Origin of the sequence: Altericroceibacterium indicum (genome assembly GCF_009828105.1) — a bacterium.
In the GTDB taxonomy this organism is placed as follows: Bacteria; Pseudomonadota; Alphaproteobacteria; order Sphingomonadales; family Sphingomonadaceae; genus Altericroceibacterium; species Altericroceibacterium indicum.
Genome location: NZ_WTYQ01000005.1, coordinates 86458 through 104304 on the forward strand (window position 1 = coordinate 86458; position 17847 = coordinate 104304).

Sequence of the window (17847 nt, forward strand, 5' to 3'; positions counted from 1 at the left end):
TTCAGTCTGGTGGAAGGCGCCACAGGCGCCGCAATGGCCATGGGAATGGACCTGGCGTTCTGACGACGCGGCGCAAACCGGCATGGGCGTGGATGAAATCCGTTTCACCCAAGGCAATGGCGCAATGGAATTGGGCAGGTCCGGTGCGACCCAACAGAATATCGCCCGCCCGAAAAGGTGCTGCGCCCGGCACCAATCCCAGCTCTTCGGCAAAGGCGAATAAGGGTGAGATGGTGCTGTTGCGCATGGCATAGGCAGGCGGTGGTGGAGCGATAATGCCCACATCGGCCAAAGCGGTGAGGATCAGGCCAAGGCAGTCAAACCCTCCTGCCGGATGGCGTCCATGGAGGCAGAAGGGCATGCCGACATAGGATTGCGCCGCCTTTGCCAGAGCAGCGGCCCGTCCGTTCATGCGCTGGAGGAAGTCGGGTAGCGGGTGATCGCATCATTGCCGGGCAAAAAGGGTTCGCCCTGAAAATTGGCGGCATTGGCAAAGCGTATGTGGCAAGTCTCCAACCGATGATCGCAACCTTCGCGTAAGAGTGCCCGCATTCCCGGTTGGAGTTCGCGCGATAGAGCCTTGTCCAGCATCAGCCCGGTCGCATCGGCCTCCACCACCTCCATCTGTAATCCTGCATGTGGCCCGTCGAGCCAGCGAAGCGAACCACTGGCCATCACATTTGGCGCGATTGGAGGGGTGAAATCCACGCGGTTTGCGTCCCAGTCTACTGATAACACGGCGGCCTCATGTGTGAATTGGACAGCGCTCAGCGTGCATCCGGGGCCGCAGAAATTGGCGCGGCAGGTCGGGCTGGTACGCGGAATGGTGTCAATGTCGAGCGCAGCTTTGGCTGAGAGCAATTCTGCACTGAACTGCCCGCCTTCCATTGCGATGGCTCCGATTTCACCCCGATAGAGCAGGGCGTTTTCCAAAGTCTCCCAATCGACCACGCCAATGAGCACGGCTGCTCCGTCATAACGACCATCGGCGAGGTCCGTTTCGCTGATGGCGCTATGCGACAACACGCCCTGAACTTCGGCAGCATCCATCGAAATATCGGCATTGCGGCGGATGGAAGAGGGGGTAATGCCGGGCGCGGCGCGATGGTTGATCCCGTCAAACCACAGGTCACGATCATGGGCAGTAAAACCCAGCGCCACGCCATCACGCCTCAATATCCGCCAGAAAATGCTGACGCATTCCAGCGTTTCACGGAAGAAAACCCGACTCATACAGCCTCCCGAATTTCGATCAGTGGCACCGATGGGGCCTCCCCGGCAGCAAAGGTTGCGCCGGTGATATCCAGTCGATCTTCGGCAAAGCGTACGGGCACGTCGAACAGAAAGCCGGCGCGAATATCGGCCCCTTCGGGCGGTGCGCTGGCGAAAGTGATGATGCCGCCCGCACCCAATGTCCAATCGGCTTCAGCCAGCCCATTCACACTGACTGTGATGGTGCCGGCACGCGGTCGGGTGATAGGGCGAATCTGCGCATCGTCACCGCTGCCATAGCGCTTCACCAGCTGGAAACTGGCCGTGATGCCATCGCCTGTACCGATGCGCTGGTCGATCAGAGTGGGAGTGCCGCGCATGGCGTTGGAACTGCAATCGAAGGGATCAGACAGGCGGAACCCACGTGCTGCTCCGCGCCTTGCCCGGAAAAAGCTGAGCAACACGCCCAGCTCTTCTTCTGACCTGATTCCGGGGCCGACATCATAGCTCAGGCGCGCATCGCTCCACAGGCTGTTGCGTCGTTCATGGCCTGATGCGGTGACCACCACAGAGGTTGAAAATTCCGGGCTGACCCCGGCATCCCGGCCCAGGGCGAGCGGGTAGAGAATATCGTCAAAAGCCTGCATATCGTCCTCCTTGGGCGAAGGTGTGCGGGTGTATCCATCGCGGGTGACCTGCGGCAGCGCCCAGACATAGAGCTGCGCAACACCGCGCTGTTCAGCCTCTTCCAAGCCGCGATCAATGCGCTGCCAATAGGTGCCGGCATCCGCTGCTTCGAGCACGAAACCGGCAAGATAATCCTGCAATTCGATTGGGTAGGAGAGTCGCGCTTGCACTGTTTCATACGCTGCTTTGCGCTGGGCTTCGGCTCCGCTGGTGAGCCAGTCATAATCTTCCACCTGAAAGCGGTCGAAAGCGGGATAGGCCCAGCCGTGAGGCAGATTGGCACGGATCAGTTCGGGCATGTCGGCAGCGAGCACGGTCGGCGTGAAGGCCAGCAGCAGGACTTCGGCCCCCGCTTCGCCTGCCGCCGCGCGAATGGCGCTGGTGAGTGCGGCTGTGGATTGGGCGAGCATGGCCCCTGCCTCATCGAGCAGGTCCGTCTGCGCGGGTGACAAGGGTGCGCGCATATCGGGAATGGCCACCGGATCGCCGCCCCATGCAGCTTTCGCAGCAGCATCATAGAGGCATATTCCGCCCTCCGGTGTGATCCACCACCAGGCTTCCCCGATCTGGAACAGCACCGGCAATCCAGCGGCTTTCTGCAAGGCAATAAACTTGCCAGCCACCGCCTGAAGCCAGCCCATTGCTTCATCATTGGCGGGGGAGAGCAGGGCAGATGGTGGCTCCCAGCCGGTGCGGCCGGGGGTGCCGTCAGATGCGCATTGTTGCCATGAGGCAGGGCAATTCCGGGCCAGCAATTCATAGGATAGCGATATGATCGCTTCCAACCCTTGCGCCGCGCAGAGCTGGAAGAAGCTTGCATGCCAGTTTCGCGCTGGCGTGCAGAGCGTTCCTGCCGGATCGGCCAACAATGCACCGCCTGACCGCACCAGCCGGTAGAAATGGCTCATCCCGACATAATGCAGCACCCGCCCGCGATAACCGAGACCGCGCAGATTTCTGAGAATACGCGCAGGTGTCTGATTGTAGCTGTCATCATAAGCGGTGGCCATTTGCACCCCATGCGGCGGCACCAGCACATCACCGATTTCCAGCATCGGCCGATCACCCTGACAACTGATCCCGCTCAGCGTAACCCAGCCATCGGCGCGGGCGGGGAGCAATGTGTCATCCTCGGGTATAAAATCGGGTGGGGTCAGGGAGAGGAACATCCGGTCAATATCATGCGGCCAGACCGGATCGGCATCGCTTTCCAGATCCCAGCCACCCGCCAGATTGGAGAAGTCGAGTGTGATTTCGGCATCATCCGGTGCGCCATCGGCGTAATTCCACAAGCGAACCAACCAGATATGCGCTTCCCCCGCAGCATCGCGGCCTTCTATGGTCAGCGTCGGGCCATTTTCACCATCTAGCGGGATGATACCGCCCGAACGCCAGTGAAAGCGCAAAGTGGTGCGGGCATAATCACGGTCTGTCCGATAGGCGAGCAGGGGATGATCCAGCGTGTCTTCGCTGACCCAGATAAGGCCGGCAAGATCACTTTTACGTTGAAATTCGGCATCAATACGCAGGGAATCGGGGCCTGTGGTGACAACGCTTGCCATCATTGGGCGAGGAAAATCGACGGTCCAGAAACGTGGGTCAAACCGCTGGATATAGTCAGATTGCTGCCCGCTTGCTGTGTGGATAAGGCTAAAAGCCATGGTGTTTCTCCTGTCAGTTTCCGGCAAGCGCGCGGCGCACGGAACTGGCCACTTGCCTTGACGAGCGCTGGAGAATGGCGGGGGTGGAGCTTCCACGTGGGGCGGCGATGGAAATGCCGACTGTCACATTGCGTGGCGCTTCGCCGCCGGAGGTTTGCGTTTCCACTCGCCCTGCGCTGGTGGGGACAAACATTTCCGGTCCACGTTCGCCCACCATATAGGCGCGCCCCGGAGAGACCGGCCCGCCGGTGGCGCGGCCCGGCGCGCCGAGCAATGCGCTGATGGTAGAGCCGAGCACATTGCCAAGCGACCCGCCGGATGAGCTGCCGCTTGGCACATTGCCAAACAGCGAGCCAACCCCGCTTTGCACCGCCTGTGCGGCGATTTCGCTCATGGTGTTGAGGGCCACGCGCTTCAGATCATCAAAGCCCATATTCCCACGCTTAATGGCACTGAGAAGCCCGCTTTCGAGCACATTTCCGGCCTTGGCAAAGCCATCTGTCAGCGTGGTGTCGAGCGTGCCGCGCATCGTGTCTATATCGCTGCGGAATCCCTGGGTGCTGGCTCGCACATCAATGATCAGCGTTTCGATTTCGTCATCCATGGCGCTCTTGCTCCATCATGGTGTGAATCTCGGCGCGGCTGGGCGGGCGGGGCGTATCGCTGGCCTGCGCCGTGAAAAGGGGGATGATTTCTGCCGGAGTGGCTTGCCAGAATTGCGCCGGGTTCCAGCCGAATGTTCGGCAGGTCAGTCCGGCCCATTGCAGCGCGAGCGGGCCAAAACGCTCTTTCATGCGCGGCCTTGCAGAATTTGCCCCAGCACTTGCCGTAAAGGCGCGGCTGTTCCGGCAAGGCCGAGTTCTAACACCGCTTCGCCCACCGCATCGCGCGGCACAACGGCAGGGTCCGCCAGACAATGCCAGAACAACGCGGCCATTTCAGAGAGACGCAACTGGCCCGCTCCGGCCCGTTCCACCAGCGCGAAGAGCGGCCCTAATTCCTCTTCTGCTGCCACCAATGCGTTGAAACTGGGGCGCAGGAGATGCGGCTTACCGTTAATGGTGAGGGTGGCTTCCCCGCGCAGGGGATTGGCGGCTATGCTCATGCCGGAAGAACCGGGCCGGAGCTTTCAAGCTGGAGCGTGTAATTGCGCTCCCCATTGAAATCGCCGGCATAATCGAGCCGCTGAATAAGGAAGCGCCCGCGCAATTTCTCGCCATCTTCGAAGGAGAGTTCATAATCTTCCAAAGTTCCGGCCAGTGCATGGGTGCGGATGGCATTTTCAGCGCTACTGCCAAGGAAAATCCCCGCCGCACTGACCGAGACAGAGCGCACGCCTGCCCCTGATAGCAATTCGCGCCAGCCACCCGATTCCTTGTGGGTGACAACGACAGTATCGCCATTGATGGACATTTGCGTGGTGCGCAGGCCCGCAACGGTGGTGTATGCAGGATCGGCAGAACCATCGCCAATCTTGAGAAGGAAGGCGGAGCCTTTTTGGGCAGACATGGGCATTTCTCCAAAAGCAGATCAGATGAGGGGGGCGTGGAGGCGGAAACGATATTCCAGCAGCACCGCGCGGATATTGCGGGGGCGCTGTTCGGCCCGCGCACGCAGGAATTGGACGGAGGCCAAAGTAAAAAGCGTGTGATCAGCCGGCAGGCTTTCAACCCGCTTTTCCAGCGCCTGCACCAGAGCGGCGGCTGTGTCCGGGTCATCACCCCGGCAATGAAGCTCCAGCGCCAGACGAATTTCGCGCCCCTGCGTGGTTTTCATGCTCCAATCCGTGCTGGCGCTGGCGACGATACCGACCCAGGGAAAGCTCGCCCGCAAAGGGGCCTCTTCGGTGATGGCGTTCAGCTCACTCGTCAGGAGGGGATCGTCTTGTAAATGCTGGATAAGCGCGCTGCGCAGAGCCGTTTCCATGAGTTCTACTCCCTGTTACCAAGCGGCCAGAGCAAGCGCGGATCGCGCCATCTTGCCGGTGAATTGCGGGCCTTGAGGCGCTGGCTCTCACCATGGGCTTCGGCCAGCACACGCGCCTTGCGGGTCAGCCGATCAACGAGCTGGGCGCTGCCAGTTTTTGCCTCGATCATGCGAGGCGTATCCGCCGCCATGGTCGCCATAGGGCCGCGATTGCGGCGGGCGGGGAGGCAGAATTTTCGCTATCCCGGTTGCGGTAAAGATGGGCGGCAAGGCGCAAGATCCCGTGGCGCAGGGCATCGGGAAGGCTCGCCCAGTCCGGCGCGATACCAGCGGTGAAATGAACCTTGATACGCGGGGTATTAAGGTGGCGGGTGATGCCGATACGGGCCTGCCCATCGGCTTCCAGTTCCAGTGCATAATCGGTGATGGCCAGCGGTGCGGCACTGCCGTCTGTTGCCAGCGCCTCCACCACTGTCACGGCGTTGACCGGGACAGTGCCAAGGTGTTGCCAGCCGGGCGTGGCCCCACGAATTTCGGTACAGGCGCTTGCCAGCGGCATCCGCCCGGTAAAGCCTTCGCACATGTCGCAAGCGGCATGAAGCAGGGCTTCCAGCGTGGCATTGTCTTTTGGGGTGGTGATGGCGAGCCAGTCTTTCAGCTCGTCCAATGCGCTGCCAGAAAGATCGGGCCGCGTGATGATTACCCGCTTCATGGCGGTCTCCACATATGGCGAGAGAAAAGGCGCGCCCGCGCCGTTTGCCCGGAGGGGAGGACAGGCAGCGGCGCAGGCGCGTGAGGGAGCGGATCGGGCTGGCTTAGCTCTCGATTTTCAGCAGCTTGATCGCTGCACTGTCGAGCACCTGCCCGCCGACCCGCTTGGTGGCGTAGAAATGAACGAAGGGCTTGTTGGTGAAGGGATCACGCAGGATCGTCGTGGCGCTGCGTTCAGCGATGAGATAGCCCGCCTTGAAATTGCCAAAGGCGATCGGAAACGCCCCGGCTGCCACATCGGGCATATCTTCGGCTTCCACCACCGGGTAGCCGAGCAGGCGATCGGGCTGGCCTTCCACCAGGCCGGGTTGCCACAGAAAGGCGCCATCAGCGGTCTTCAACTTGCGGACCATGGAGAGGGTGGAGGAATTCATCACCCAGCTTGCCCCCTGCCGATGCCCGGCCTTCATCGTATGAACCAGATCAATCAGCCTGGCTTCAGGATTGGCATCAAATCCGGCATCATCGCCCGAGCCGATATATTGCAGCGTTTTGAACGGGCGCAGTGCATCGCTGGCGGTAGAAACCGGGGAGGACAGGAAGCCGAGTGGCTGGTTCACCCCATTGCCACCGACAAAGGCTGCCCCTTCCGCGCGGGCAAATTCCATCGCAATTTCGCTCGCCAGCCAGCCTTCGAGATCAAAAGCTGTATCATCAAGCATGGCCTGGCTTGCGGCCGGATTGGCGTAAAGTTCACCGGTAGGCGGTGCAATTTCGGCAAATTCGGGTGTGTCGGTTTCCGGGCGGCCGGCGATTTCGCCCACCCAGCCGGACGCTGTTCCACCGGTGGAAACGAGCTTGCGATAGCCAGCGCTGCCCACCTGCACCACCTGGGCCAGATCGCGGATCGGGCTGATTTCCTTCAATTCACGCGCAATCAGCGCATCAATTTCGCGCGGCACGGCATAGCCGCCATCCTTGGCCACACTGCCCGAGATGCTCTTCACCTGTGTTTCAGAGCCACGGCGCAAATAGCCATCGACGAAGCCTTTGACCTCCGGGCTGTCCATTGTGTCACTTGCGCCGCCAGCCAGCGCCGGGCGGGCAGCGGCTCGGCTGACACGCTCCAGCCGGCTCTTCACATCGTCCATATCGGTGCGCAGGCCAGCAATGGCAGCATCGGCTTCATCCTGGCGCGCAACGATGTCGAAGCTTTCAGCCAGCGGAGTGTTTTCAGGAATCATATCCATGGGGCATTTCACCTTTCGGGTTGGGAAACAGGCACAAAAAAGCCGCTCGGAAGCGGCGGGTGGAAAAGGGGGGGAGGGAGGGCTTTGGTTCAGTGAACCAGATGGACCCGGGCGCCATATTGCAAAGGGTGGGTGACAAGGCTCACTTCCAGCAGCTCTATCTCCTCCAGCAAACGGCCCGCAGGCAGCGGCTGGAAGCGCTCGACCCGGTAGCCAAAGCTGAGGCCGGTCACCGTGCGATCATAGAGCGCATGGGCGGCGCGCCCGGTGGCATCGTCCAGCTTTGCGATGATGCGCAGGCCCCGCCGGTCTTCTTCCAGCCATTCCACCGTGCCGATCCTGTGTTCGGGGCGGTGTTGCCACAATAGCGGGAAGGGATCGGCGGCGTTGGCAAGGCTGCGGGCAAAAGCGCCAGGCGCAATGACATCCCCTGCGCCATCGCGGATGTCGAACAAAGCGGCATAGCCTGCAAGGCTCACTGATTTGTTAGTGGTGGTGCGGCGTGGTGTGCGCTGGGCTATTTCGAGAGGGCGATTCATTTCAGCAGCTCCGGCACGCCCATCCGCATGGCAATCCCGACCAGCAGCAGCGCCATGATCCCACGCACGGCCCAATCGATCACGGCTTTCCACGCGCTCGCCTTGGCATCGCGCCAGGCGCGCAGAAGCTCGCGCAATTCGTCAATATCGCTCTGCGCACCGTCATCATTGAGACCGAGCCGCTGGAGCACACGGTCAGCGCCCTGTTGGCTGGCTTCTTCGATAATGCCGCGCAAGGTGGTGACATCGGAACCTTCTTCAGCGGCTTGCGCGATCAGGCGGGCGAGGGTGGTTTGCGGGGTCATGCCAAATCTCCAGCAGGGGCGATGTCGAGGAGCTTGCGCTTTTCTGCATCGCTCAGGAAATCAGCCCCGGACACTTGCGCCCACAGCTTCTCCCGATCTTCTGACAGGGCAGGCACCCGGTCGAGATCGACGCTGAGCGCAAGGCCCGGAAACCACGGGGTGAGCCCCTCGCTGATGCCCGCAAGGATCTTGCCCGCCAGTGGCAGCAGGGTCAGCCGCCACAAGGCGCGATTGGCCTCGCGGTAATTGGCATAGGTGTTGTCCCCCGGCAGCCCCAGCATCATCGGCGGCACCCCGAAGGCCAGGGCAATATCGCGCGCGGCGGAGGCTTTCAGCTCGATGAAATCCATATCGGCCGGCGTCATCGACATGCTCTGCCATTTCAGCCCGCCATCGAGCACCATGGGCCGTCCGGCATTGCCATCGCCCATAAAGGCGTCGACCAGCTCGCTCTTCAACCGGTCAAACTGTTCGCTTGTGAGCGGCCCGCCATCGTCCGCCTCGTGAATCAGCGCGCCCGATGGCCGGGCGGCATTTTTCAGCAAAGCGCTGTTCCAGTCTGCCGCCGCATTATGGATCGCCACGGCCTGATCGGCAGCGTTGAGGCAGCCTGCGCCATAGTGATCGTCCAGCGGGTGAAAGCTCTTTAAATGGATGATATTGGGCCAGCCTGCCTCATCTTCCAGCGGCAGGGTCAGCGTGGTGTCCCCCACCTGATAGCGATAGGCAGACGGCCAGCCATCGGCCCCGGCGACCACCGAAATCCGTTCAGGCCTCAGGGCAAACAGCTCAATCGGGTGGCCCGCGCCATCCTTCATGATTTGCACATAGGCATTGCCGTGGAGCAGCAGATGCGCGGCCAGCGTTTCCATCAGCGCCTGGCCTGCGCTCGACGCGCTCACCAGCGCCAGCGCGGCATCATCTGCGGGGGATAGCGGAACGCTGCCAACGCTTTCGCTCACCAGCCGGGTAGCCCGTTGCGCCACCGGATTTTCAAGGAAAGCCTGCATCACCGACCGGCGATATTCGAACGGTGTACGCGCGGCGCTTTTCTCAAAAGCATGGAACCACGGCGATTGATAGCTGCGCGCCAAAGGCACACGCGCTTCGCCCCCACCCTTGAAGGCGGTGCGGAGTGTGTCGAGGAAGGACATGGAAAAACCTCTCAGATAAGGGGAGGGTAAGTCAGTTAGGTCAGATTACGAAAACCCGCGGGTTCGCATGGCGTTGGAGCATGAGGTCACTCAGCGCCCAGACCAGCGCATCGGCGCGGTCGGGGGAGCGGCCGGGGCCTTCATAGGTGCCACCCGCCATCATCCCGCAGAGCTGATCTTCCAGTTCGGCAAACAATGCCGAATGATGCACGCGGCCTGCTTCATAAAGTGCGGCGACTGGCTCCGCGCGGGCCGATTTCCCACGGCTTGCATGGACCAGCCGCACCGGCATGGCGCAATCGGCGGCGCGCAGCACGCTTTCCACCATCGCACCGCCCTGATTGGCTTCTGCCACCACCCGGTCGGCTTGCCAGCTTTGGGCAGTGAGCGCGACGTGCCGCGCCCAGCGTTCGGGGCTGGCCTTGGTGAGGGTTGCATCGGCAAGCACCCGGCCAAGCCCCTCAGCCGTGACCCCGGCGACAATGATCCCACAAGCATCACCATGGGCTGAGACCGGGGGGTCAACCCCGACCACGATCCGAACCAGATTGCCCTGCGGTGCAGTTTTACGGCATTGTTCCAGCAGCGCCCGGCTCCACAAGGCGCCTTCCACCTCCATCAGCATTTCGCCGTCGAGTTCCTGCCGCCCGAGCGCTGTATTGCCATAGTGCTTGCGCATATCGTGCAGGAAAGCGGGGGCGAGATGCGCCGCATTGTCATCCGTTTTACCGCGCGTCACCACGACATCACCCGATGATTCCTGACGGAGCAGATATTCCATGATCGGAACCGGGCGCGGCGTGGTGGTGGCCAGAATGCGCGGATCATTGCCCAACCGCAGGCCCATATGAAGATTGTTCCAACTACGCATTGCACGATTGGCCGAATTATCCCATTTGGCAATTTCATCGCACCATGCGTGGCTATGTTGCGGCCCGCGCAGGCTTTCGGCCTCTGCGGCGGAATAGAGCAGCGCCTGCGCGCCATTGTCCCAGGTGATCCGCCGCAAGGATGGTTCAAACAATGGGCGGCGCGAAGGCGGACAAATGGCGAGAATGCCACTTTCGCCTTCCACCATCACTGCACGCGCTTCGGCCAGCGATGCGCTGACCAAAGCAATCCGTGCATCAGAATGGCGGCGGGCGATCTGGCGCACCCATTCTGCCCCGGCGCGGGTTTTGCCAAAACCCCGCCCGGCGCAAATAAGCCAGACTCGCCAGTCACCGGGCGGGGGCAATTGCTGTGGGCGTGCCCAAAGGCCCCAATGGAATTGAAGATCCTTATGCTCCCCTTTATTGAGACTTTTCAGGAACAAAGAACGTTCTTCGCCCGGAAGATCAACCAGCCATTGCAACCGGTCAGTCACATTTATGGCCTTCAATAGCGGGCGGCTGGTTCTGATCGCCATGTGCCAGGTTGTCGCGCGCCGCTTTTTGCCGCGCCCGCATCTGGTCAATCTTGGCATTGATGGACGCGAGGATCGCTTCTTCATCCTCGTCCGCCTGCCGCGCTCTTTCGCGCAGGACATTCTCCCGGTGAAATGCCAGCAACCGCAGAGCATTGGCAATGTCGAATTTCCGGCCATCCTTTGCGGCGCCCATACGCAGCCGACACACTGTTTCCATTTCGAGATTGGCATAGCCTTCCAGCAGGGACGCTTGCCATTGCAGGGCAAAGCCACGTTCTTCCCGGCGAACCTTATAGGCACGCGCCGGATCGATTCCCGCTGCCCTTGCTGCGGCGCTCACATTGGATGTGTCAGCCAGGCAGTCGAGAAACAGCGTGCGCCAGTGGCGGTTGAGTTTTTCGGCCTCGCCTTTGCGGTGTTCCGATCTGATTTTGGTGCGCGCAGCTCTGCGCCGCGGCGGTGTGGCCTCGGTCGTCATGATGATTCTGTCCGCTGAAAGAGGGGGCGATAGGGCCGAGTTTGGCGACTCGGTCTTTCGCGATCTTCCTCTCCACTAACCAAATAGCGTTACGATGTCAACATTAAATAACCTAAGTGGTTATATAGAATGTGTTGCAGTGCAGTGAAGCCTGACTTACGGCAGATTGTCTGACGGGTTTGAGGGATCATTGCATGTTGCGCCGTTTATACGACTGGACTTTGGACAAGGCCTCGCACCCCCATGCCGTTGGCTGGCTGGCGCTGTTCTGCTTCATGGAAGCCAGCTTCTTTCCCATTCCGCCGCATCCGTTGCTGGGCCTGATGTGTCTGGCGCAGCCAAAAAAGGCGCTGCGCTATGGCCTCATCGCCACAGCGGCTTCGGTGATTGGTGGATTATTCGGCTATCTGATCGGCTGGGGGCTGTATGGCGTGATCGGTCAGACCTTGATCGACGGGCTGGGTCTGCATGACAGTTTCCCCGTCGCCGCCTGCTATTTGCGCGAATATGATTGGGAAGTGATCGTATTGGCTGGCACAACGCCCGTGCCGTTCAAACTGCTGACCATCACTGCCGGGTTCATCGAGATGAATTTGGTCACCTTCATCCTCGCCAGCATCGCGGGGCGCGGCCTGATTTTCATGACGGTGGGCATATTGTTCCGCCTGTTCGGTGCGCCGATCAAGCGCTTCATCGACAAATATCTGGGAATGGTAACTGCCGCTTTCGTTGTGCTGCTCGTGGGTGGAATCATGGCTATCACGCTGCTTGGCCATGGTGGCAGTGATTCCAAGGATAAGTGCGAAGCTGCAACCAGTGTTACAGCGCCTGCCTGAAGCAAAGGGGGAGGGGCCAGATAAAGCCCCACCAACTTCTTCTCGCTTTACCCTTCGAATGTCATTTCAAGGGTGATTTCGGCATTCAAGAGCTTGGAAATCGGGCAATTGGCCTTGGCACCCTTGGCCACTTCCTCAAATGTAGCTTTATCCGTATCGGGCACATGGCCGGTGAGCGTCAGGTCTGAACGGGTAACGGTGAAGCCATCGCCATCCTTTTCCAAAGTCACTTTGGCGCTGGTTTCAAGCGTGCCGTTGGACAGGCCCTTTTCAGCCAGGGCAAAGCTCAGCGCCATGGTGAAGCAGCTAGCATGGGCCGCTGCGATCAGCTCTTCCGGATTGGTGCCGGGCTTGTCTTCAAACCGGGTCTGAAAACCATAGGGCTGATTGTCGAGCGCCTTGGACTGGGTGGACACATGGCCCTTGCCCTCTTTGCCAAGGCCTTCATATTTCGCGCTGCCCGTGTTGATGGTCATACGTCTTTCTCCTGATTTGCGGTTCAGGAGAAAGACGCGGCAAGCGATGCTGTGTTCCGTAACGCTCAGAGTTCCAGCATGACGGGCAGATAAAGATCGCTGCGCAATTCTGACTCCGGCTTTTCTTCGGGCTGATCGAGATAACGAATCAGTGGAGGCGATGCGGTCAGCTCTATCCCCTGACTTTCGAGTACGATGCGATAGAGATCGTCCATTTTTGCATGGACGGCATCATGCGATCCAACATGGCGAAGGTGCAGCGCCGCGTAGCCACCCAGAATAATCGGCTGAATACCCTTTTCTGCCAGCATTGCCAGGTCGGGGGCGGCATCGCCAATGTCGACCGCGCAATCGAAGGAAAGCTGGGCCGCGTCATGCGAAAAGGGATCGTCCAGCGGCACGCCCCAGATATTGACCAATTCTTCCATGTTCACTGCCGTAAATACGGTGTCGAACAGAGCTCCGTAAGCGGAATCCAGATCGTCATAAGCACCCTGCCGGCGCAACGCCATCACCCGGAAAGGATCGAGCGAGACGACTTCCACGGCGAGCGGTGTTTCTTTTGATGGGCTCTGCATGAGACGGTCGCTCATGGCGGCGGCGCTATCGGGGCTGGTGCGGCTTTCCATCGCGCTGAGGCCGGTCGTCTGCCGAAGCGCTCGGGCGAAGGCCTGACTGGTAGCATAGCCCGATCCGGCGGAGGCTTCGGTGATGGTGAACGCGGTATCGCCAAGCGCGGCCAGACTGCGGGCGAGCCGCAAGCGCTTGCACAGCGCTCCGACTGTTTCCCCTGTCATCAGGCGAAAAATGCGATGGAAATGAAACGGGGAAAGCGCCGCGGCTTCAGCCATCTCGGCCAAAGTAGGCGGTTCCTCTCCGCAAGCACGGCTCTCTATCAGGGCGAGCGCGCGGGAAATGCGGGCGGTGTAGTCATCGGCAGTCTGCAGGCGCATCGAACATCTCTTTTAATCGACATGATTCGATCCTGCCCGGCGGCCGCTCGCCCGTCTTTCCCGATCTTGCGCTTTTTAACCCAATTAAATGATACCGATAGCCTTCCCGGCGCGTTCAAACATGCCGAGAATCGTGCCGACCTGTTCTTCGCTATGTTCAGCGCAGAGGGAGCAGCGCAGCAGGGTCATATTGGCAGGGGTCGCCGGGGGCCTTGCCAGATTCACATACAGGCCTTCGGTCAGCAGCGCTTCCCACATGGCTGCGCCTTTTTCGAGGTCCGGCATCAATACGGCGACAATCGCGCTTTGCGGTGCATCGGTGCCAAGCTTGAAGCCAAGATCCGTAAGACCCTTGTGCAAGCGCTGGGAATTTTCCCACAGATGCGCCCGCTTATCGGCATTGTGCATCAGCTTGCGAATCGACGTGGCGGCGGTGGCCACAACGCTTGGCGGCAGGCTGGCGGTGAATACATAGGGTCGGCAGACAAGGCGCATGATTTCAAACTTGGGGTGATTCGAAACGCAGAACCCACCGACAGTGCCCACACTCTTTGAAAAAGTGCCGATGATGAAATCAACATCATCCATCACGCCCTGGGCTTCGGCAACACCGCGTCCATTCTCACCAATGAAACCCATCGAGTGGGCTTCATCAACCAACACCATCGCCCCATATTTTTTGGCGACGGCAATCATTTCCTTCAGCGGCGCAATATCGCCCAGCATCGAATAGACGCCTTCAAGGACAACAAGCTTGCCAGCACCTTCCGGAATCCGGCGCAGGCGCTTTTCCATCGCATCGATATCATTATGCTTGAAAGGCACGATCTCCGCATTGCCCAATGCGCAGCCATCCCAGATGCTGGCGTGGCTGTCGATATCGAGCACCACGTAATCGCCCTTGCCGGCGATGGTGGAAATGATTCCGAGGTTGGCTTGATAGCCAGTTGAGAAGACCATGGCATGGTCCATGCCGTAGAAGTCTTTCAGTGCCTCTTCACACTGTTTGTGGCCCTGATAGGTTCCGTTCAGTACCCGACTGCCCGTTGTGCCGGAACCATAATCGTTCAATGCCTGTTTACCGGCGGCAATCACATCGGGGTCAAATGTCATCCCCATATAATTGTAAGTGCCGAGCAGAATTGTCTCACGTCCATTGCAGATGGCCTGCGTTGGGGAGAGAACTTTCTCCATCACCAGGCTGAACGGATCTTCCTGGCCACTGCTCAAAAGGTCTGTGCGCTGTTTGATCAGCGGATCGAATTTGGAAAACAAATCACCCTGAAGGCCTTCACGCGCAACAGGCTGGTCGGACTGGCTGATACCCTCGCTCATCAGGATTTCAGCGGTTCTGCAGCTTGCAAACAGCATCAACGAGCTGGCTGAACTTTTCAATCTCGGCCTGCTGGTTCATGCTGATAATGATGTCGAATTCGTCTTCGATTGCGGCGACAAAATCCATCACAGTCAAGCTGTCGAATTCGAGGTCACCAGCAAAACTGGTCTCGTCTGAGATTTCGATGCCCTTCTTGTTGAAAGGTTCAATCAGCGAAAGGATGCGGCTCTCAACTTGTGCGCGTTCCATAAAAGAACTCCTTGGCGTTTAACCCGCCGTCTATAATCCAAATGAGGCGCAAAAGCGGCGCAAGGCACTGCTTGTCAAGCGATAGCCTGTGCCCGGGCAACATTATTGTCTGATTCCAGCAGGCTTTTCACCTTGGTCATAAAGGGACCAATGGAGACAGGCTTGGACAGATATCCTTCCGCCCCGACGCTACGAATCCGTTCTTCGTCACCCTTCCCGGCATAAGCAGTCACTGCCAGCACAGGAATGCTCTGAAGCGCAGAATCTCGCTTGATTTCAGCGATCAGGTCAAGACCTGATAAGTCCTGAAGCTGGATATCCATGATCACCAGGTCAGGCGAAAAATCGCGAGTTCTTGCAATCGCCTCATGCCCTTCGGCCACCGGCTCTACATTAAAGCCGCTTGCCCGTAAGACATCGCAAAAAAGCTTCCGGTTAAGATCGTTATCCTCGACAACGAGGATCCTCTTAGTCATGTGTCCCCCAAGACTTTTCCTGTCAGTGGAAGGAAAGGTTACTCATCTGCTTATCGATTTTGTGAGAATCTGGCAATTATTAACCGCACCAACCATATATCCATAGACCCGGCAACGTTGGCGCTACAGGCTCTTGCCTGGATTCTGGCTGATGAACCCCGGGCGCAGCGTTTTCTTGCTCTGACTGGTCTGACGCCCGATTCTTTACGAGATGGATTGTCAGATAAATCGGTTCAAGCGGCGGTGCTTGATTTTCTATGTGCGCATGAACCAGATCTGGTTGCGGCAGCCGAGGCGATTGGCATTGAACCTGTTGAAATAGCGACTGCGCGTGAAAGGCTGGACCGATGAATCGCCCTCTACTGATTTCTGATTGTGACGAAGTGCTGCTGCATATGGTGCGGCATTTCCGTGATTGGCTGGATGAGGAACACGGGGTCGATTTTTCGTTGAATGGGCAACCATTTGTGCAGTCTATGACTAGGCAAGATACGGGTGAAAACCTTTCGCAAGAGGATACCTTCCGCTTCCTGGGTTTGTTTTTCGACACTGAAATGTCTCGGCAAACGGCAATTGAAGGCGCTGTGGATGCTATAGCGCAAATCCAGCGAAATGCAGATGTGGTGATTCTCACTAATCTTGGTGATGCGCGAAATGCTGCTCGGGTCGAGCAACTTAAGCAGCATGGTATCGACGCTCCTGTCTTTACAAATCAGGGGCCAAAGGGCGAAGCGTTACGTCGGATTTTCGATCAATATCGTCCTACTCGGGCTGTATTCGTTGATGATCTTGCTGTGCACCATGCCTCTGCTGCAGAAACAGTCCCTGAAATAGGGCGGTTGCATTTCTGCGGAGAAGCAACAATTGCTCCGCATGTGTCTTGCGCTTTTCAGGCCGGACATGCAGATGCTCGGATCGACAATTGGGCAGAGGCGTTACCTTGGTTGCTCGACAATCTTCATGGAGAAACAAAATGACTGTTGAAGCCTGTCTGGCTGAAAAAGGGTATAAGCTTCCGCAAGCGGCAGCTCCAGTCGCCAGCTATCTTCCGGTGGTCGTTCACGGAAATCTGGTTCACATTTCTGGCCAACTTCCGTTCGTGGACGATGAACTGGTTACCGGTAAGCTGGGCGACGATGTCTCTCTTGAAGAGGGGCAAAAAGCGGCACAGGCGTGTGCATTGATGATCCTCGCTCAAGTGAAAGCGGCAGGTATCGAGCTTGACCGGATTGAGCGTGTGGTAAAACTCGGCGTTTTCGTGAATTCCTCTGCGGATTACACCGATCAACCCAAGGTGGCCAATGGTGCCTCAGACCTCATGGTGGATGTTCTGGCTGAAGCCGGAAAACATGCCCGTAGCGCCGTAGGCGTTGCGGCTCTCCCACTGGGTGCAGCTGTGGAAGTGGATGCAATCATTGCTTTGGCGAGCGATTGATAATTGGCTGGCGCCAACTCCTGAGAGAAACCGCGTAGATTGGCTAAGGGGCTGGCAGTTCGCGCATCGTGGACTGCATGGAAGAGGGAAAGTAGAGAATTCACTTTCCGCTTTTTCTGCTGCGCTTAACGCTGGAATGGGCATCGAATGCGATGTTCAGACCAGCGCTGATGGCCGCGCTGTGGTCTTCCACGATACCAATTTGGACCGGCTCACTCACCAACGGGGCCCAGTGAGCCAGAGGACGATAGGTGAACTGACGCGTATCGGGCTTGGCGATACTGCGGATAATATCGCGACCTTGCACGACCTTTTGAAACTCGTGCGTGGCCGGGTGCCGATCCTCGTGGAAATTAAAATCCCTCACAGTGGTCGAATTGAACGAATTTGCCTCGCAGTCAGGCGAGAGCTTGAAGGATATCCTGGCGCCATTGGCGTGATGAGCTTTGATCCGCGCGTGTCGAACTGGTTTTCCAGGCATGGCAAGACTGTGTGCCGGGGGTTGGTTGTGACTGAAGAAAATGCACGAACCCTGTCAGGCAGCATTAAGCGGAACACATCCTTTTGGGCCGCAAAACCACACTTTCTAGCCTATGATGTTCGTGACCTTCCTAGCCGTTTCGCTGCGCGCCAGCGCAGGCGGGGGGTGCCGCTTCTCACCTGGACAGTAAACTCCCTTACGGCGCAGGAAATAGCCGACACTTACGCTGATGCTTCAATCGCAGAGGCGGAGGGGGTCGTATAAGGAAGCGGGC

The 17847-nt window shown here is 58.9% G+C and carries 26 protein-coding genes; 5 read left to right on the plus strand and 21 right to left on the minus strand.

Annotated elements, in window-relative coordinates:
* Position 1 precedes the first annotated feature (1 nt).
* The 16 genes from GRI39_RS12595 to GRI39_RS12670 all read right to left on the minus strand — a co-directional run bounded on the left by GRI39_RS12595 (position 2) and on the right by GRI39_RS12670 (position 11331).
* Positions 2 to 412, minus strand: coding sequence for an NlpC/P60 family protein (locus tag GRI39_RS12595; RefSeq protein ID WP_160740084.1), 411 nt, complete (start codon positions 410 to 412; stop codon positions 2 to 4).
* Positions 409 to 1233, minus strand: a complete 825-nt coding sequence (locus GRI39_RS12600; protein ID WP_160740085.1) for a DUF2163 domain-containing protein — start codon at positions 1231 to 1233, stop codon at positions 409 to 411. The genes GRI39_RS12595 and GRI39_RS12600 overlap by 4 nt, the downstream gene beginning before the upstream one ends.
* On the minus strand, positions 1230 to 3560 hold the full coding sequence (locus GRI39_RS12605; RefSeq protein WP_160740086.1) for a DUF2460 domain-containing protein: 2331 nt from the start codon (positions 3558 to 3560) through the stop codon (positions 1230 to 1232). The genes GRI39_RS12600 and GRI39_RS12605 overlap by 4 nt, the downstream gene beginning before the upstream one ends.
* 13 nt (positions 3561 to 3573) lie before the next feature.
* Positions 3574 to 4164 carry a tail tape measure protein gene (locus tag GRI39_RS12610; protein WP_160740087.1) on the minus strand — a complete coding sequence of 197 codons (591 nt, stop codon included), beginning with the start codon at positions 4162 to 4164 and terminating at the stop codon, positions 3574 to 3576.
* Positions 4157 to 4354 carry a phage tail assembly chaperone gene (locus GRI39_RS12615; protein ID WP_160740088.1) on the minus strand — a complete coding sequence of 66 codons (198 nt, stop codon included), beginning with the start codon at positions 4352 to 4354 and terminating at the stop codon, positions 4157 to 4159. The genes GRI39_RS12610 and GRI39_RS12615 overlap by 8 nt, the downstream gene beginning before the upstream one ends.
* Entirely contained in the window at positions 4351 to 4665 is a 315-nt protein-coding gene (locus GRI39_RS12620) for a gene transfer agent family protein (RefSeq protein ID WP_160740089.1), read from the minus strand. The genes GRI39_RS12615 and GRI39_RS12620 overlap by 4 nt, the downstream gene beginning before the upstream one ends.
* On the minus strand, positions 4662 to 5069 hold the full coding sequence (locus GRI39_RS12625) for a phage major tail protein, TP901-1 family (RefSeq protein ID WP_160740090.1): 408 nt from the start codon (positions 5067 to 5069) through the stop codon (positions 4662 to 4664). Before GRI39_RS12625 ends, GRI39_RS12620 begins: the two co-directional genes overlap by 4 nt.
* A 21-nt stretch (positions 5070 to 5090) precedes the next feature.
* Positions 5091 to 5486 carry a DUF3168 domain-containing protein gene (locus GRI39_RS12630; protein WP_160740091.1) on the minus strand — a complete coding sequence of 132 codons (396 nt, stop codon included), beginning with the start codon at positions 5484 to 5486 and terminating at the stop codon, positions 5091 to 5093.
* 5 nt (positions 5487 to 5491) lie between these two features.
* Complete coding sequence (locus GRI39_RS12635) at positions 5492 to 5656, minus strand: hypothetical protein (protein ID WP_160740092.1); 165 nt, start codon at positions 5654 to 5656, stop codon at positions 5492 to 5494.
* Positions 5653 to 6198 carry a head-tail connector protein gene (locus GRI39_RS12640; RefSeq protein ID WP_160740093.1) on the minus strand — a complete coding sequence of 182 codons (546 nt, stop codon included), beginning with the start codon at positions 6196 to 6198 and terminating at the stop codon, positions 5653 to 5655. The genes GRI39_RS12635 and GRI39_RS12640 overlap by 4 nt, the downstream gene beginning before the upstream one ends.
* Before the next feature lie 103 nt (positions 6199 to 6301).
* The gene (locus GRI39_RS12645) at positions 6302 to 7447 is read right to left on the minus strand and encodes a phage major capsid protein (RefSeq protein WP_160740094.1); all 1146 of its coding nucleotides are present in this window, start codon (positions 7445 to 7447) and stop codon (positions 6302 to 6304) included.
* Positions 7448 to 7536: 89 nt separating this feature from the next.
* The gene (locus GRI39_RS12650; RefSeq protein WP_160740095.1) at positions 7537 to 7986 is read right to left on the minus strand and encodes an HK97 family phage prohead protease; all 450 of its coding nucleotides are present in this window, start codon (positions 7984 to 7986) and stop codon (positions 7537 to 7539) included.
* Positions 7983 to 8291, minus strand: a complete 309-nt coding sequence (locus GRI39_RS12655; RefSeq protein WP_160740096.1) for a DUF6127 family protein — start codon at positions 8289 to 8291, stop codon at positions 7983 to 7985. Before GRI39_RS12655 ends, GRI39_RS12650 begins: the two co-directional genes overlap by 4 nt.
* Positions 8288 to 9445, minus strand: a complete 1158-nt coding sequence (locus GRI39_RS12660) for a phage portal protein (RefSeq protein ID WP_160740097.1) — start codon at positions 9443 to 9445, stop codon at positions 8288 to 8290. The genes GRI39_RS12655 and GRI39_RS12660 overlap by 4 nt, the downstream gene beginning before the upstream one ends.
* 40 nt (positions 9446 to 9485) lie before the next feature.
* Complete coding sequence (locus GRI39_RS12665) at positions 9486 to 10853, minus strand: DNA-packaging protein (protein ID WP_160740098.1); 1368 nt, start codon at positions 10851 to 10853, stop codon at positions 9486 to 9488.
* Complete coding sequence (locus tag GRI39_RS12670; protein WP_211371601.1) at positions 10804 to 11331, minus strand: hypothetical protein; 528 nt, start codon at positions 11329 to 11331, stop codon at positions 10804 to 10806. Before GRI39_RS12670 ends, GRI39_RS12665 begins: the two co-directional genes overlap by 50 nt.
* A gap of 194 nt (positions 11332 to 11525) precedes the next feature.
* On the opposite strand from GRI39_RS12670, the gene GRI39_RS12675 reads away from it, so the two are divergent.
* A complete protein-coding gene (locus tag GRI39_RS12675; protein WP_160740099.1) occupies positions 11526 to 12167 on the plus strand; it encodes a YqaA family protein in 642 nt (213 codons plus the stop codon).
* A gap of 47 nt (positions 12168 to 12214) precedes the next feature.
* On the opposite strand, the gene GRI39_RS12680 is transcribed toward GRI39_RS12675, so the two are convergent.
* The 5 genes from GRI39_RS12680 to GRI39_RS12700 form a co-directional block, all read right to left on the minus strand.
* Entirely contained in the window at positions 12215 to 12643 is a 429-nt protein-coding gene (locus tag GRI39_RS12680; protein WP_160740100.1) for an OsmC family protein, read from the minus strand.
* Positions 12644 to 12708: 65 nt separating this feature from the next.
* Positions 12709 to 13596: an AraC family transcriptional regulator gene (locus tag GRI39_RS12685; RefSeq protein ID WP_160740101.1), complete on the minus strand. Its 888-nt coding sequence runs from the start codon at positions 13594 to 13596 to the stop codon at positions 12709 to 12711.
* An 84-nt stretch (positions 13597 to 13680) separates the two neighbouring features.
* Positions 13681 to 14931 (minus strand): serine palmitoyltransferase, encoded by a 1251-nt coding sequence (gene spt / locus GRI39_RS12690; protein WP_160740102.1) that lies wholly within the window; start codon positions 14929 to 14931, stop codon positions 13681 to 13683.
* Between the two features lie 7 nt (positions 14932 to 14938).
* Complete coding sequence (locus GRI39_RS12695) at positions 14939 to 15181, minus strand: acyl carrier protein (RefSeq protein ID WP_160740103.1); 243 nt, start codon at positions 15179 to 15181, stop codon at positions 14939 to 14941.
* A 74-nt stretch (positions 15182 to 15255) separates the two neighbouring features.
* A complete protein-coding gene (locus GRI39_RS12700; RefSeq protein ID WP_160740104.1) occupies positions 15256 to 15657 on the minus strand; it encodes a response regulator in 402 nt (133 codons plus the stop codon).
* On the opposite strand from GRI39_RS12700, the gene GRI39_RS12705 reads away from it, so the two are divergent.
* Genes GRI39_RS12705 through GRI39_RS12720 form a run of 4 tightly spaced genes read left to right on the plus strand, consistent with a single transcriptional unit; the run spans position 15658 to position 17837 of the window.
* Positions 15658 to 16008: a DUF3572 domain-containing protein gene (locus GRI39_RS12705; RefSeq protein WP_343033344.1), complete on the plus strand. Its 351-nt coding sequence runs from the start codon at positions 15658 to 15660 to the stop codon at positions 16006 to 16008. It abuts the gene before it with no gap.
* Positions 16005 to 16634, plus strand: a complete 630-nt coding sequence (locus tag GRI39_RS12710) for an HAD family hydrolase (protein WP_160740105.1) — start codon at positions 16005 to 16007, stop codon at positions 16632 to 16634. The genes GRI39_RS12705 and GRI39_RS12710 overlap by 4 nt, the downstream gene beginning before the upstream one ends.
* Complete coding sequence (locus tag GRI39_RS12715) at positions 16631 to 17092, plus strand: RidA family protein (RefSeq protein ID WP_160740106.1); 462 nt, start codon at positions 16631 to 16633, stop codon at positions 17090 to 17092. The genes GRI39_RS12710 and GRI39_RS12715 overlap by 4 nt, the downstream gene beginning before the upstream one ends.
* The gene (locus GRI39_RS12720) at positions 17064 to 17837 is read left to right on the plus strand and encodes a glycerophosphodiester phosphodiesterase family protein (RefSeq protein WP_160740107.1); all 774 of its coding nucleotides are present in this window, start codon (positions 17064 to 17066) and stop codon (positions 17835 to 17837) included. Before GRI39_RS12715 ends, GRI39_RS12720 begins: the two co-directional genes overlap by 29 nt.
* The last annotated feature ends 10 nt before the right edge of the window (positions 17838 to 17847 follow it).

Coding starts and splice junctions, on each gene's coding strand:
- GRI39_RS12615 (WP_160740088.1), bottom strand. CDS start 4,354: ATGAAAGAGCGTTTTGGCCCGCTCGCGCTGCAATGGGCCGGACTGACC.
- GRI39_RS12675 (WP_160740099.1), top strand. CDS start 11,526: ATGTTGCGCCGTTTATACGACTGGACTTTGGACAAGGCCTCGCACCCC.
- spt (WP_160740102.1), bottom strand. CDS start 14,931: ATGAGCGAGGGTATCAGCCAGTCCGACCAGCCTGTTGCGCGTGAAGGC.
- GRI39_RS12630 (WP_160740091.1), bottom strand. CDS start 5,486: ATGGAAACGGCTCTGCGCAGCGCGCTTATCCAGCATTTACAAGACGAT.
- GRI39_RS12620 (WP_160740089.1), bottom strand. CDS start 4,665: ATGAGCATAGCCGCCAATCCCCTGCGCGGGGAAGCCACCCTCACCATT.
- GRI39_RS12645 (WP_160740094.1), bottom strand. CDS start 7,447: ATGGATATGATTCCTGAAAACACTCCGCTGGCTGAAAGCTTCGACATC.
- GRI39_RS12625 (WP_160740090.1), bottom strand. CDS start 5,069: ATGTCTGCCCAAAAAGGCTCCGCCTTCCTTCTCAAGATTGGCGATGGT.
- GRI39_RS12605 (WP_160740086.1), bottom strand. CDS start 3,560: ATGGCTTTTAGCCTTATCCACACAGCAAGCGGGCAGCAATCTGACTAT.
- GRI39_RS12635 (WP_160740092.1), bottom strand. CDS start 5,656: ATGATCGAGGCAAAAACTGGCAGCGCCCAGCTCGTTGATCGGCTGACC.
- GRI39_RS12700 (WP_160740104.1), bottom strand. CDS start 15,657: ATGACTAAGAGGATCCTCGTTGTCGAGGATAACGATCTTAACCGGAAG.
- GRI39_RS12640 (WP_160740093.1), bottom strand. CDS start 6,198: ATGAAGCGGGTAATCATCACGCGGCCCGATCTTTCTGGCAGCGCATTG.
- GRI39_RS12715 (WP_160740106.1), top strand. CDS start 16,631: ATGACTGTTGAAGCCTGTCTGGCTGAAAAAGGGTATAAGCTTCCGCAA.
- GRI39_RS12660 (WP_160740097.1), bottom strand. CDS start 9,445: ATGTCCTTCCTCGACACACTCCGCACCGCCTTCAAGGGTGGGGGCGAA.
- GRI39_RS12600 (WP_160740085.1), bottom strand. CDS start 1,233: ATGAGTCGGGTTTTCTTCCGTGAAACGCTGGAATGCGTCAGCATTTTC.
- GRI39_RS12680 (WP_160740100.1), bottom strand. CDS start 12,643: ATGACCATCAACACGGGCAGCGCGAAATATGAAGGCCTTGGCAAAGAG.
- GRI39_RS12720 (WP_160740107.1), top strand. CDS start 17,064: ATGCAATCATTGCTTTGGCGAGCGATTGATAATTGGCTGGCGCCAACT.
- GRI39_RS12695 (WP_160740103.1), bottom strand. CDS start 15,181: ATGGAACGCGCACAAGTTGAGAGCCGCATCCTTTCGCTGATTGAACCT.
- GRI39_RS12670 (WP_211371601.1), bottom strand. CDS start 11,331: ATGACGACCGAGGCCACACCGCCGCGGCGCAGAGCTGCGCGCACCAAA.
- GRI39_RS12685 (WP_160740101.1), bottom strand. CDS start 13,596: ATGCGCCTGCAGACTGCCGATGACTACACCGCCCGCATTTCCCGCGCG.
- GRI39_RS12710 (WP_160740105.1), top strand. CDS start 16,005: ATGAATCGCCCTCTACTGATTTCTGATTGTGACGAAGTGCTGCTGCAT.
- GRI39_RS12665 (WP_160740098.1), bottom strand. CDS start 10,853: ATGGCGATCAGAACCAGCCGCCCGCTATTGAAGGCCATAAATGTGACT.
- GRI39_RS12610 (WP_160740087.1), bottom strand. CDS start 4,164: ATGGATGACGAAATCGAAACGCTGATCATTGATGTGCGAGCCAGCACC.
- GRI39_RS12655 (WP_160740096.1), bottom strand. CDS start 8,291: ATGACCCCGCAAACCACCCTCGCCCGCCTGATCGCGCAAGCCGCTGAA.
- GRI39_RS12650 (WP_160740095.1), bottom strand. CDS start 7,986: ATGAATCGCCCTCTCGAAATAGCCCAGCGCACACCACGCCGCACCACC.
- GRI39_RS12595 (WP_160740084.1), bottom strand. CDS start 412: ATGAACGGACGGGCCGCTGCTCTGGCAAAGGCGGCGCAATCCTATGTC.